Annotated in this window: 15 protein-coding genes; 9 read left to right on the top strand and 6 right to left on the bottom strand. The window is 62.1% G+C overall.

All coding sequences use genetic code 11. The features are described from left to right. Positions 1-16: 16 nt before the first annotated feature. The 3 genes from chrA to ACCO56_RS06920 all read right to left on the bottom strand — a co-directional run bounded on the left by chrA (position 17) and on the right by ACCO56_RS06920 (position 3184). Positions 17-1342 carry a chromate efflux transporter gene (chrA, locus tag ACCO56_RS06930; RefSeq protein WP_433638972.1) on the bottom strand — a complete coding sequence of 442 codons (1326 nt, stop codon included), beginning with the start codon at positions 1340-1342 and terminating at the stop codon, positions 17-19. Further along, entirely contained in the window at positions 1339-2157 is an 819-nt protein-coding gene (locus tag ACCO56_RS06925) for a chromate resistance protein ChrB domain-containing protein (protein WP_433638970.1), read from the bottom strand. Before ACCO56_RS06925 ends, chrA begins: the two co-directional genes overlap by 4 nt. A gap of 154 nt (positions 2158-2311) precedes the next feature. Then, entirely contained in the window at positions 2312-3184 is an 873-nt protein-coding gene (locus ACCO56_RS06920) for a LysR family transcriptional regulator (RefSeq protein ID WP_433638968.1), read from the bottom strand. A gap of 334 nt (positions 3185-3518) precedes the next feature. Between ACCO56_RS06920 and ACCO56_RS06915 the strand changes: the two genes are divergently transcribed. From ACCO56_RS06915 to ychF, 4 genes are all read left to right on the top strand, one after another. Further along, a complete protein-coding gene (locus ACCO56_RS06915; protein WP_433638966.1) occupies positions 3519-3899 on the top strand; it encodes a hypothetical protein in 381 nt (126 codons plus the stop codon). A 554-nt stretch (positions 3900-4453) separates the two neighbouring features. After that, positions 4454-5086: a 50S ribosomal protein L25/general stress protein Ctc gene (locus ACCO56_RS06910; protein WP_433638964.1), complete on the top strand. Its 633-nt coding sequence runs from the start codon at positions 4454-4456 to the stop codon at positions 5084-5086. 17 nt (positions 5087-5103) lie between these two features. Continuing rightward, complete coding sequence (gene pth / locus ACCO56_RS06905; protein WP_433638963.1) at positions 5104-5808, top strand: aminoacyl-tRNA hydrolase; 705 nt, start codon at positions 5104-5106, stop codon at positions 5806-5808. An 87-nt stretch (positions 5809-5895) separates the two neighbouring features. After that, on the top strand, positions 5896-6999 hold the full coding sequence (gene ychF, locus ACCO56_RS06900; protein ID WP_433638961.1) for a redox-regulated ATPase YchF: 1104 nt from the start codon (positions 5896-5898) through the stop codon (positions 6997-6999). A 136-nt stretch (positions 7000-7135) separates the two neighbouring features. Here the strand turns inward: ychF and ACCO56_RS06895 are convergent, their stop codons facing one another. Further along, positions 7136-7342 carry a YgaP family membrane protein gene (locus ACCO56_RS06895; protein ID WP_433638959.1) on the bottom strand — a complete coding sequence of 69 codons (207 nt, stop codon included), beginning with the start codon at positions 7340-7342 and terminating at the stop codon, positions 7136-7138. 428 nt (positions 7343-7770) lie between these two features. Between ACCO56_RS06895 and corA the strand changes: the two genes are divergently transcribed. From corA to ACCO56_RS06870, 5 genes are all read left to right on the top strand, one after another. Then, positions 7771-8745: a magnesium/cobalt transporter CorA gene (gene corA, locus ACCO56_RS06890; protein ID WP_433638957.1), complete on the top strand. Its 975-nt coding sequence runs from the start codon at positions 7771-7773 to the stop codon at positions 8743-8745. 106 nt (positions 8746-8851) lie between these two features. Further along, positions 8852-9313, top strand: coding sequence for a MaoC family dehydratase (locus ACCO56_RS06885; RefSeq protein WP_433638956.1), 462 nt, complete (start codon positions 8852-8854; stop codon positions 9311-9313). Next, a complete protein-coding gene (locus tag ACCO56_RS06880) occupies positions 9310-9780 on the top strand; it encodes a MaoC family dehydratase (protein WP_433638954.1) in 471 nt (156 codons plus the stop codon). The genes ACCO56_RS06885 and ACCO56_RS06880 overlap by 4 nt, the downstream gene beginning before the upstream one ends. Positions 9781-9915: 135 nt before the next feature. Beyond that, positions 9916-10311, top strand: coding sequence for a YciI family protein (locus ACCO56_RS06875; protein ID WP_433638952.1), 396 nt, complete (start codon positions 9916-9918; stop codon positions 10309-10311). A 4-nt stretch (positions 10312-10315) separates the two neighbouring features. Further along, on the top strand, positions 10316-11545 hold the full coding sequence (locus ACCO56_RS06870; protein ID WP_433639791.1) for an RNA polymerase sigma factor: 1230 nt from the start codon (positions 10316-10318) through the stop codon (positions 11543-11545). Positions 11546-11631: 86 nt separating this feature from the next. Here ACCO56_RS06870 and ACCO56_RS06865 read toward each other — a convergent pair whose 3' ends face one another. Next, a complete protein-coding gene (locus tag ACCO56_RS06865) occupies positions 11632-12177 on the bottom strand; it encodes an adenine phosphoribosyltransferase (protein WP_433638951.1) in 546 nt (181 codons plus the stop codon). Between the two features lie 95 nt (positions 12178-12272). Then, positions 12273-13136 (bottom strand): cytochrome c1, encoded by an 864-nt coding sequence (locus tag ACCO56_RS06860; protein ID WP_433638949.1) that lies wholly within the window; start codon positions 13134-13136, stop codon positions 12273-12275. Positions 13137-13156 lie beyond the last annotated feature (20 nt).

Genomic DNA, 13156 nt, shown 5'->3' with positions numbered 1-13156 from the left:
AGCGGATCCGTCTCGGCTATCCCATCGCGAGTTTCCAGCCCATGCCTGCCAGCGCAGCCGCTGCCAGGACGGCGATGAGGTTTGCCCTGAAGACGATCAGCGCTATGCCGGCCGCCAGTGCGATGAGCATGCTCCCGGGATCGAAGGTGGGCAGATCGGGAATTGCGAATATGAACGGTCCCACCTCGATGTCCCGGACGACGCCGAACAGAACGTGCAGCGCGAACCACAGAGCCAGATTGGCAATGATGCCGACCACGACTGCCGTGACGGCGGCGAGGGCGCTGGCCAGCCAGCGTACATTGCGGACGGTCTCCACATAGGGCGCACCGGCGAAGATCCAGAGGAAGCACGGCACGAAAGTGAACCATAGCGTAACCACCGCGCCGGTTACGCCGCCGGTGAGCGGATCGAGGCCGGAAAGACGCGCACCTCCGAGAAAGCCCACGAAGACCAGTACGAGGATCAGCGGTCCAGGCGTGGTTTCGGCAAGGCCAAGCCCGGTGAGCATCTCGTCCGCCAGCAGCCAGTGGTGGACTTCGACCGCTTGCTGGGCGACGTAGGCCAGCACGGCGTAGGCCCCGCCGAAAGTCACCGCTGCCATCTTCGAGAAGAACAACGCCTCCGCGGCAAAGACTTCGAAGGTGCCGGACATCGATGAAAGTGCCATGAGGGGGAGCAGCCAGATCGCCAACCATATTGCCGATGTCTTCAGGAAACGTCCGAGGCTCGGCCTTGCCCATTCGGGTATCTCGGCGGCTGCTTCGGATCGTTTGCCGTCATCCGTCGCATCAAGCGCCATCAAGGCGCCGCAGAGGACGGCGCCGAGTATGATCAAGGGAAAGGGCAGCCGCAGAAAGGCGATAGCGACAAAACCGGCCATGGCGAGCGCCAGCGCGAAGCCGTGACGCACTGAGCGCCGCGACATCCTGATCAGGGCCTCGAGCACGACGGCAAGCACGGCGGCCTTCATGCCGAGGAGCAATCCCTGTATCAGCGGCACGTGACCGAACTGCAGATAAATGGCCGATAGGGTCGTGATCACGAAAGCGCCGGGCAAGATAAACAGCAGTCCGGCGACAAGGCCGCCACGCACCCCGTGAAGCAACCAGCCGGAATAGATGGCGAGTTGCATTGCTTCCGGCCCAGGCAGGAGCATGCAGTAGTTCAGTGCATGAAGGAAACGCGCTTCGTCGAGCCAGCCCTTTTCCTCGACAATCACGCGGTGCATCAGGGCAATCTGCCCGGCCGGCCCGCCGAAAGAAAGAATGCCGATCCTGGCGAAAACACGCGTGGCTTCTCCCAGCGTGACCGACCCGCGCGAATCGATGGGCGCGTTCATGCCGACACCGAGGGCGAAGGCCAGTTATGATGCTCGTCGACGGCATAGCGACACCAGCCGTAAAGCGCATCGTAGATCATGAGGCCCTTTTCCAACTGTACCCGATCGTCCCTTTCGATCGCCGAGAGGCCGAGCGAAAGGGCGAGCAGCCCCGCGGCTTGAGACTCCAGATCGAGCCGTGCAGTGTCCGCCCCGCGCACGATGCGCGCGAGATGCTGGAGTGGAGCATCGCCAAGGCCAAACTCCGTAAGGAGCGTGTCAAAGCTGCATGTGTCGCCCCTATGCGAATAACGGACGCCTTCCACATCGAACGGGGTCGCACCGATCTCATCGGCAACATCGCGGACCCACTCGGGCGCGACGAAGAGAACGGTCGCGAAAGGATCGATGAACCGCCGGATCAGCCACGGGCAGGCGATCCGATCTATCTTCGGCCTTTCCCGAGTGACCCAGACGCTACCGTCCGCCGAGGTCACGTCGACTCCTGGCGCGTTCATCTTGACGAGCGTTCCCCCTGCCCCGGCGAAGGCCTCGATCCCGCCTTCAAGGAGCGCCACGTCGGCGCCGGCTTCGGCAAGACATGCCGCGGCTAGGGCGCTGACATTGTGGCCGTGGGTGCAATAGACGACGAGGCCCTTGCCCGCCGGCATGCTCGGATACCATTCGGCCGTTTTGCAATGGTCGCGCCAGACCGCGGCCGCGATACGGGTTGGCGCGGAACGGAAGGTTTCGGCGCGTCGCACATCAACGATGATCGGGCAATCTTCCGCTCCGATCAGTGGGATCAACTGTTCCGGTGATATTGTCCGTGGCATGGCAACCTCCGCAACATAGCGAAGGCGGAGCTTGGGCCGAAGCCTAGCGGGGAGTCCACCATGCCCCCGAGACTGGAATTTTAGCGAATTGAGCAGCCGCGGACAAGCAACAAATCCCGGACCAGTGGGCTGAATTTGGAAGTTATCCGCCTGTCTACGGCAGTTCCGCGGGACGTGCCCGGAACGCCTCGCGGATGGCGTCGGCCATGCCGTCCACCGCGGCCCCCTTGGAGCCGCGGTTACGGTGCAGGACGACATTGGAGGAATCGATCGTGTCGAAGCCGTCCGCGACCGTCAGTTCGCGACATCCCGAAGGGATGTTGCTACGCGAAACAGGCGCGATCGCGAGACCCGACTCCACGGCGAGCATCAATCCGGCGCTGTTGTCGCTGCGGCAGGCGACCCGATAGTCGATCCCGCACCGTTCCAGCGATTTGATCGCGAACTCCCGGGACCAGCGGGAATTCTCGTAGAGCGCGACCGGAACCGGGTTCCCCTCATGAATACAATGGACATTCGAAGTCACCCAGACCGTCGGGTCGTTGAGCAGGATTTCACCCCGCTTTGAAGGGCGCCATTCGAACACGACCGCGAGATCGAGTTTGCCCTCCTTGAGTTCGGCCATCTGATGCGCCGAATGGCCGTACCGGGTCGTAACCTCGACATTGCGATGGAGCTTGGCGAAGGCGGCGAGCGCCCGCGACAACACCGAATATCCATATTCCTCGGGGATGCCGATGCGCACCGGCCCCTGCAGGGGAGGAGCCGCGATTGCGGCCGAGGCTTCCTCGAGCATTCCGACGACCCGCCGCGCATTGACCAGCAGCTGATCCCCCTTGATGGTGAGCTTCACCCCCCGGGAGCCGCGTTCGAAAAGCGCGGCGCCGACCGTTGCTTCCAGACGTTTCATCTGCATCGAGATCGCCGACTGGGTGCGGCCGACATGCTCAGCCGCACGGGTGAAATTGCCGGTATCGGCGATCGCCACGAAGGTGCGCAGGAGGTCGCTGTCAAGCAGGGCTGGCATGATAAGCCATAACAAAATCAGATACCGCGCATCATTCCAATTCGTTCCAGGAATGTCAATCGAGACGCGACCAGCGGCCGAAGCGGACACGCTATGATTGCGCATCATGGTTGGTGGCGGCCTTGCTCTCGCTAAGGTCGAGCCGCATCACATGCCGTCGCGAACCCGCCCGCCTACGGCGGTGAAGCCCCGCCCCTTGAACAGATCGACAAACCCCCATGAACCGGAAGCTCGGCGAATCCGGATCGACGGGATATCCTTCGAGCAACTGGGCGCCGCGCTTCCTCCCCAGGTCGATCGCGGCGTCCAACAGTCGCCTCGTGGAGGATGCAACATGTTGGAAGGCCGATTTCACAAGCGCCTGCAAAAGAAAGCTCGGAAAGGATACCGGGGGTGGCCGGTAGCAACGATCGCCTTTTATGGTCCGAATCTCAGCCAGGCGACAAAGGTCGCCGTTGGCATCGTGCAATCCGAGAATGAAGGGGTCCGAGATTTACGCGCCTGGAAAGTGGCCGAGGGTGACGTCCGCGCCGACCCCGGCATTACCGGCGAGATACTTGAATTCCTCGAGAAGCATCAGGTTCGGACAGTCGCGATGAGTGACGGCATCATCGGGTGCCCTCACGAGGAAGGAATCGATTACGAAGGCGAGTGGTGTCCAGTTTGCGAGTTTTGGCACGAACGAGATCGTTTTACAGGACAGAAGGTCAAGTGAAGCGAGCACGACAGATTGAGGTGGTGATAGTCGGGCTCGCCGGACCGTGGGGCATAAGAAAATCGAATGACAGACATCATTTCAATTCGCTTGGAAAATGCCCGAGCCTGCGTGACAATGCTGACGGGAAACACGGGACGGTTGCGTGATGCGGCTCGACGATCTGCCGGCAATGAACAGGCGCCATGTCGGATATCCCCGGAACGACCGCCTGTTGCGGGATGCGGGGCTCAGTCCCGACGAGGCCTTCGGGCCCGCCAAAGCGTTTTGGTTGGAATGGAAAAGCCGACGCGAGCCTTGGCTGCTTTGAGTAAACCCAGCCATTGATGGTCCTCACTCCCCGCCGCGCCACGTCGCGGCGGTCTTTTTTTCTAGAGAAGAGCTGCATCGGGCGAAATCTTGCGCTTCACCGCCCCTTCCGCTATAGAGCGGCCACCCGCGTAGACACCCTTGGAGGCAACGCGGAGGAAGGCCGCCTCAACCGGCGGCTTTCAACGTTTACGGCAAAGCCTCGGCTGCCGCGAACGCTCCATAACAACGCGAAAGGAAATGCCATGAGCGAAACTTACGAGCTCAAGGCCGAAGCGCGCGAACGGGTCGGTAAGGGGTCCGCCCGGGAAGTTCGCCGCAACGGCAAAGTGCCTGCAGTGATCTACGGCGACAAGCAGCCTCCCCTGGCGATCGCCCTGAGCTACAAGGATATCTTCTACAAGATCCACGGGGGTGGTTTCCTGACCACCGTCGCCACGATCGACATCGACGGCAAGAAGATCCAGGTCCTGCCCAAGGACTACCAGCTCGATCCCGTCCGTGACTTCCCGCTCCATGTCGACTTCCTGCGGGTCGGCAAGAACACCGAAGTCAACGTGCAGGTGCCCGTCCACTTCATCAACGAAGAGAAGTCGCCCGGCATCAAGCGCGGCGGCGTGCTCAACATCGTCCGCCACGAAGTGGAGTTCCACTGCCCGGCCAATGCGATCCCGGAATTCATCACCGTCGATCTTGCCGGAGCCGAAATCGGCGATTCCATCCACATCTCGGCGGTGAAGCTGCCGGCTGGCGTGAAGCCTGTCATCACCGACCGCGACTTCACGATCGCAACCGTCGCCGGCTCTGCCGCCATGAAGCCCGCGGCCGAGAGCGAAGAAGCTGAAGCTGAGGAAGCGGAAGGCTCGACCGAGGAATAGACTGGGAGGCCGGAACCGTGCTGCTCTTTGCCGGTCTCGGAAATCCCGGCCCCAAATACGCCAACAACCGGCACAATGTCGGTTTCCTGGCGGCGGACGCCATCGCCCGTCGCCATGGTTTTTCCCCCTGGTCGAAGAAGTTCCAGGGAGAAATCGCCGAGGGGAAGCTCGGCGATGAAAAGGTTATCCTGCTGAAGCCCCAGACCTTCATGAACCTGTCCGGCCAATCGGTCGGCGAGGCGATGCGCTTTTTCAAGCTGGGACCTTCGGCGCTCACCGTTCTCTACGACGAGATCGATCTCGTCGCCGGCAAGGTTCGCGTCAAGACAGGGGGCGGCGCTGGAGGGCACAACGGCATCCGCTCGATCGACGCCCATGTCGGGAAGGACTATCGTCGTGTGCGCATCGGTGTTGGGCACCCCGGTGTCAAGGAGCTGGTGCACGGCCATGTGCTGGGAGATTTCTCCAAGGCCGACAAGGGGTGGCTGGAGCCGCTGCTCGATGCGATCGCCGACAATGCCGATCTCCTGGTCAGGGGCGACGACAACGGCTTCATGAACAGGCTGAGCCTCGCCATTCCCGGCGACAAGGCGCGGCCGGAAAAGCCGGCAACAAAGGCCCAGAGCCACATCCGGCAAGCACGGCCGCAGCAGCCTGCCGCCAAAATGCCAGAGACCGGCCCCATGGCGGCCATGCTCAAGAAGCTGCTCGGAAAGGATTGACGGCCTTTTCCGAAGCCGGGCTTGACGGGCCTCGCTCCGTTCCCCATAGCCCTCGCTAAAATCGAATTCCCGATAGGACCGGATCACATGGGTTTCAAATGCGGCATCGTCGGCCTGCCCAATGTCGGCAAGTCGACGCTCTTCAACGCACTGACCAGAACTGCGGCCGCCCAGGCCGCAAACTATCCATTCTGCACGATCGAGCCCAACACCGGCGAGGTCGCAGTGCCCGATCCCCGGTTGGAGAAGATCGCGAGCGCGGCGAAATCGAAAGAAATCATCCCGACGCGCATTTCCTTCGTCGACATCGCCGGCCTGGTGCGCGGCGCGTCGAAGGGCGAAGGGCTCGGCAACCAGTTCCTCGCCAACATTCGCGAGGTCGACGCGATCGTCCACGTGCTGCGCTGCTTCGAGGATGACGACATCACCCATGTCGAAGGCCGCATCGACCCTGTGGCCGACGCGGAGACCGTCGAGACGGAGCTGATGCTGTCCGATCTCGAAAGCCTGGAGCGCCGTATCGTCCAGATGCGCAAGCGCGCCACCGGCAAGGACAAGGAGGCGATCACAGTTCTGCCGGTCATGGAGAAGGCTTTGGAACTGCTGCAAGCGGGCAAGCCGGTGCGCGTGATGCTCGACGGCATCGCCACCGAAGATCTCAGGATCCTGCAGGGCCTGAACCTTCTCACCTCCAAGCCTGTGCTTTACGTCTGCAACGTCGCGGAGGCTGACGCCGCAACAGGCAACGAGCATACCGAGGCGGTCGAGGCGATGGCCGCCGCCCAGGGCGCGCGCAGCGTCGTCATCTCCGCGGCCATCGAAGCCGAGGTGGCGCAGCTTCCCGACGAGGAGGAGCACGAATTCCTCGCGGCGCTCGGCCTCGACGAACCGGGCCTGGACCGGCTGATCCGTGCCGGTTATGAACTGCTCAACCTGATCACCTATTTCACCGCTGGGCCGAAGGAAACGCGCGCCTGGACAATCGTCCGGGGCACCAAGGCGCCGCAAGCCGCAGGTGTCATTCATACCGATTTCGAGCGCGGCTTCATTCGCGCCCAGACGATCGCCTACAACGACTTCGTGACACTGGGTGGAGAAGTGCCGGCGAAGGAAGCCGGCAAGGCTCGCGATGAAGGCAAGGAATACGTCGTTCAGGACGGCGATGTCATGCTCTTCAAGTTCAATACCTGAAATACTGCGTCCTGCATGTCCTTGGAAGGAGCGGCAATCCGATGCCGCTCCTTTTGTTTGGGCCAGCCAACGAGCCTCAAGAAAAAAGCTGGCCCGAAGCCAGCTCCTTTCGAAATGGGTGGGAGGTGACGTCCTGCTACCGCGCCTGTTTCTTCAAGCTCGTCTTGTGCAGCAGCTTGTAGAACGGGCACACTCCGAACAGGCCAGTCAACAGCGGCACGATGCCGATCAATCCGAACCAGCGCAGCGGCGCCTCGGGTGCGAGGAAAATCATCGTAAGCAAAACCACGCCGGCAAGAGTGCGCGTCGCCCGCTCGCTGAAACCAACATTCTGTTCAAACATATGAAATTCTCCGGAAGGCACTAAGAGCGCCGCACGTCCTTGCGGACGCACGATGGCGCTTTATCTCTCTGTCTTGGCCGCATCTGCCCGCAACCAAGTGAGGTCCACCCGGCTGCGATATGCTGTAATTACCGACTCATCGGCCCGCCCAAACGATGTCAGCGCCGCCGCAGATGGGGGTGTTCGCGCCAATTCGCAAGGGCCGGCCCGCAACCGCACATAAATGTGAAAGCGCCTGTTGCCGGGCAACCATACCTCAGCGATCAACCCACAGGGGGATGCCTCCCGCGTCGCAAGACACGCGGCTTGACGCGATCCGCCGCGGGGGCTAACCCGCGCAGATCGGCTGAATTTCGCTGCAAAATATCTGTCGCAATCCTCAACTAAGCGACGTCGAGCGCCTCATCGAAGCCCAGGGAGAGATTTCCATGCTCAAGGCATTCGTGGTGGACAACGAGCGTCTGCACATGGTCGATGGCCTCGCCGCGAACGCGGACAAGGTGGTCTGGGTCGATCTCGTCAGCCCGACCAGGGAAGAGGAGCAGGCGATCGAAAAATGGCTGGGCGTCGGTGTCCCCACCCGCGAGGAAATGGAGGAGATCGAGATCTCCAGCCGTCTTTATGCAGAGGATGGCGTCTACTTCATGACCGCTACCTTGCCCGCCCATACGGACAGCGATGAACCGGTGATCGCGCCGGTAACCTTCGTGCTGGCAGGCAAGCGATTGGTCACGATCCGCTATCACGAACCGCGCGCCTTCCAGACATTTCCGATGCGAGCGGAAAAGGCGTCGATCGGCTGCACATCCGGCGAGACGATCCTCGTCGGATTGCTGGAGGCTATTGTCGATCGCCTCGCCGACGTCCTCGAACGTATCTCGCGCGACATCGAGGTGCTGTCGAAGGAGATCTTCTACCCCACCGAGACCAAGGCATCCAAACGCAACGTCGGTTTCCTGCTGCTGCTCAAGCAGATTGGCCGGAAGGAATCGCTCACTTCAAACATGCGCAACAGCCTGACTACCTTGCAGCGGCTGAGCGGTTTCTTGGCCAACGCCACCGGCCAGGCGAAGGACGGCAAGGATGTGCGCGCCCGGGTCAAAACCCTGTCCCGTGACGTCGCCTCGCTGGCCGACCACGCCTCGTTCCTGTCGCAGAAGATCACGTTCCTGCTCGACGCCACCCTTGGGATGATCAACATCGAGCAGAACGCCATCATCAAGATCGTGTCGGTGGCCGCGGTCGTGTTCCTTCCGCCGACGGTCGTCGCTTCAATCTACGGCATGAATTTCGATCTGATGCCGGAACTTAAATGGAGCCTCGGCTATCCACTCGCGCTCGGTTTGATGCTTGTCTCGGCGGTGTTTCCGTTTTGGTATTTCCGTCGGCGCGGATGGCTGTGAGCGCGATAGGACAAGGATCGTTCGCGGCTATGCCACCCTCGCCTTCGCCTTGCCTTCGTGGCACGCCCGGTCCATGGTAATCGTACAAGTTTGAACAGGATGGGCCATGACCACCAAGAAATGGGCCTTCGAGGATTTCGAGGAAGGCGGCACGATCACGCTCGGCAGCAAGACCGTGACGGCGGCCGAGATCATCGAATTCGCGAGCGAGTTCGACGCTCAACCGATGCATCTCGATGAGGAGGCCGGCAAGGCCAGCATCCTCGGCGGCCTGTCGGCCTCGGGATGGCATACGTGCTGCGTATTCATGCGCATGATGTGCGATGGCTTCCTGCTTGATTCCACGTCCCAAGGCTCTCCGGGCCTGGACTATGTGCGCTGGAAGAAGCCGGTCCTGGCGGGCGACACTCTCACTGGCCGCAGTCGCACGATCGCCAAGCGTATCTCGAAATCGAGGCCCGGCCTCGGCTTCGTCACCGTGCAGAGCGAACTCGTCAATCAGCGCAACGAGATCGTTCTGGAACTGCAGAATACCGGCATGTTCCTGACCCGCGAGGCAGCGGCATGACCCTCGACGAGTTCTTCGGCATAGGCGTGACGACCACGCTCGGCACCCACATATTCGAGCCGGAAGAGATCAAGACCTTTGCTGGCAAGTTCGATCCGCAGCCCTTTCATCTCGACGAGAAGGCGGCGGAGCGAAGCGTGTTCGGGCGACTTTGCGCCTCCGGCTGGCACACCGCCGCCACCTGGATGAAATACAATCTGATGACCCGCGCCGACCAGGAGCTGAGAAGGTGGGCCGGCCCTGGCCCGATGCCCGAATTCGGACCCTCGCCCGGCTTCAGGAATCTGAAGTGGCTGAAGCCGGTCTATGCCGGCGAGGCGATCACTTTCACCCGAACCGGCATCGAGCACCGGGCTGTTGCTTCTCGGCCGGGATGGCGGCTGCTCACCATCCTTGCCGAAGCGTTCGACTCCTCCGGCGATAAGGTCATCGAATTCACCAGCGCCGTGTTGGTGAAGGTGGAATAGCGCGACTGCAGAACGCGGCGCTTGCGGACCGGCAGGCGCCGCGCGAAAATTCGTCTTCCAATGTCCGAATTTGCCAGGTTCAGCCGTCATTGGGCCGAGCGATCACGACCCGCTCGCAACCGAAAGGACAGGACGATGCACTACTCGCTTCTTTTCTATCAAAGCCCCGAGGAATTCTCGGCACGCGAGGACCCTGAACAGCGCGACGTTTTCTTGGGTTCCTTCGTCCCTTACATGAAAGCGCTGCAAGAGGCCGGGATTGTCGTCACCGGAGCTGGCCTGGAGCCTCCTAAGACAGCGACCAGCGTGCGGCCAACAGCAAGCGGACACCGCGTGCAGGATGGCCCTTTCGCCGACACGAAGGAACAGCTTGGCGGTTTCTTCATCATTGACGTTCCCGACATGGATACCGCGCTGAAATGGGCGGCGCGTTTTCCCGCCGGACCGCATGGCGGTGTCGAAGTTCGACCCGTCCTGCCACCGAACACGCACGCCGAGATGCTGAAATCGGTGGAGGCAGCGACCTATTGACGTGATGGGCAACGTCCACGACGTGGTGGAGCGAGCGGCCCGGGAATCTTACGGCCGCTTGCTCGCCTTCCTCTCCGCCCGCTCGAGCGACATCGCGACGGCGGAGGACGCTCTGATCGACGCCTTCGAAGCGGCTCTCGCACGATGGCCGGAAAGCGGAATCCCGGAAAGGCCGGAGGCTTGGCTGCTCGTTGCGGCGAGACGCAGGCTTATCGACGCGGCACGACGTCAGCAGACGCGCCGGCAGTCACTGCCGGCGCTGATCGCCGCGGCTGCCGAAGCTGAGGAGCTTTCGTCCGGCCCCGGAGGCCTCGGAGACGAACGACTGAAACTCCTCTTCATCTCGGCCCATCCGAAGATCGATCCCACGATCCGTACCCCGCTGATGCTGCAAACGATCCTGCGGCTGGACGCCGCCCGGATCGCATCGGCCTTCTGCGTCAGCCCTGCTGCAATGGGACGCCGCTTGTCGCGGGCAAAGGCAGTCATCCGAACCTCCGGCATTCCCTTCGAAGTCCCCACCCCTGATGACCTTCAGCCACGGCTCGACGCCGTCCTGGAGGCGATCTATGCGGCTTATGGCAGCGGTTGGGATGATGTGGCGGGCGACGATCCGCGGCGCCGCGGTTTGCCGGAAGAAGCGCTACATCTCGGGCGATTGGTCGCCGCGCTGCTTCCAGCCGAGCCCGAGGCGCACGGCTTGTTGGCACTGATGCTCCATTGCGAGGCCCGACATCCGGCACGACGGGATGCCCAGGGTTCCTACGTGCCGCTCGCCGAACAGGACTGCGGGCTCTGGTCGCAACCGCTGATCGATGAGGCCGAACGTGAGCTTGCCCATGCGGCTGGTGCGGGACGGATGGGCAGATTCCAGCTGGAGGCCGCGATCCAGTCCGTGCACGCCAGTCGCGCGAAGACGGGGCACACCGATTGGAACGCGGCGGTCCTGCTTTACGAGGGGCTTGTGCGCATCGCTCCGACAACCGGCGCGGTGGTCGGCCGCGCTGCGGCCATCAGCGAATTGCGGGGCGCACAGGCTGGGCTGGCGCTTCTAGCGGAACTTCCCGAGGCCGCTTCCAGGATCTATCAGCCTTACTGGGCGCTCCGCGGTCATCTTCTCAGCAGGGTTGGTCGCGTGGATGAAGCGCTCGAAGCCTATGAGCGCTCGATCGGCCTATGCGATGACGCCGCAATGAGGGCTTTCCTGTACGGAAGGACGCGCGAGCTCAGATAGAGAAATTCCAGCAAAGTGCATGGCGTTTTGTGCCCAGAATTGCGTAAGAACAAATGGGCAGAGCGTTTCCGCGGTTTTAAGAATGGTCAGTGCCCGTCGAAGGCGACGAGCGTTCGCACCGGCACGTCGAGCGCCTCGAGCTTCTGCCTGCCACCGAGATCCGGCAGGTCGATGACGAAGCATGCCGACACGATGTCCGCTCTCATCTGGCGAAGCAGCTTCACAGCGGCTTCCGCCGTACCGCCCGTAGCGATCAGATCGTCGACGAGGATGACCCGCTCGCCCGGAGCCACCGCATCCCTATGCATCTCCATCTCGTCGAGTCCGTATTCGAGACTGTAGGCAACCCGCACGGTCTCGTGCGGCAGCTTGCCTTTCTTGCGGATCGGTATGAAGCCGGCCGAAAGCTGGTGCGCGATTGCCCCGCCGAGAATAAAGCCGCGTGCCTCGATGCCCGCGATCTTGTCGATCTTGAGACCAGCCCAGGGCTGGACCAGTTCGTCCACGGCCCGCCGGAAGGCACGCGCGTCGCCGAGCAGGGTCGTGATGTCCCGAAACAGGATACCCGGCTTTGGATAGTCCGGAATCGTGCGGATGGCGGAGAGCAGCGTATTCTCGATGGGCGATTTCATGGCAGGGATCCGGTTCGCGACATTCATGCCGTTTTCCAGTTCGAATGAAAAGGGCGCCCGTCAGGCGCCCTTCCAAAACAATATCCGGTTTCCGCTCAATGCGGTGTGCCGGCCCAGACCTTGCGCTTGGTGAGATAGACCAGCCCACCGAACAGGATCAGGAAAACAATGACCCGGAAGCCGGTCTGCTTGCGGTCCTCAAGATGAGGCTCGGCCGCCCACATCAGGAAGGCCGCGATGTCGCGTGAATACTGCTCGACCGTCTCTGGCGAACCGTCCTCGTAGGTCACTTGGCCGTCGGAAAGCGGCTTGGCCATCGCCAGCGACTTACCCGCTATGAAATACGGGTTGTAGTGCGTTCCTTCCGCGATCTCCATGCCGGCCGGGGGCTGCTCGTCATAGCCCGTCAGCAGGGCGTGGATGTAGTCCGGTCCGTTCTCGGCATACCCGGTGAAGATATCGAAGACGAAGGTCGGGAAGCCACGTTCCACACCACGCGCCTTGGCGATGAGCGAGAAGTCGGGTGGCGCCGCGCCGTTGTTGGCGGCTGCCGCAGCGATCGCATTCGGAAACGGTGATGGGAAGTAGTCCGTCGGCAGAGCCGGACGTTCGAACATTTCACCGTCGGCGTTGGGCCCGTCCTGGACAGTGTATTCAGCCGCGAAGGCCTTCACCTGGGCTTCCGAGTAACCAAGGCCTTCCAGGCTGCGGAAGGGGACAAGGCTCATGGAATGACAAGCGGAGCAGACTTCCTTGTAGATCTTGAGACCGCGCTGAAGCTGGCCCCTGTCGTAAGTGCCGAACGGCCCGGCGAAGGACCAGTCCTGCTGCACCGGCTTGTGGATCGGGAAGTGGGTCGGCTCGGCAGCGCTGTGCCCAGCCTCCTCCGCCGCATTCACCGCGCCTGCCGCAGCGAGCACGAAGCCGAGCGCCGCCAGTCCGCTGAGAATCTTCTTCATGAAAACAGTCCTCTCAAAGA

The organism is Mesorhizobium sp. 1B3 (genome assembly GCF_050958605.1).
GTDB lineage: Bacteria > Pseudomonadota > Alphaproteobacteria > Rhizobiales > Rhizobiaceae.
The sequence above is the reverse complement of the archived record's forward strand: the minus strand, read 5'-3'. Positions and strand labels throughout refer to the sequence as shown.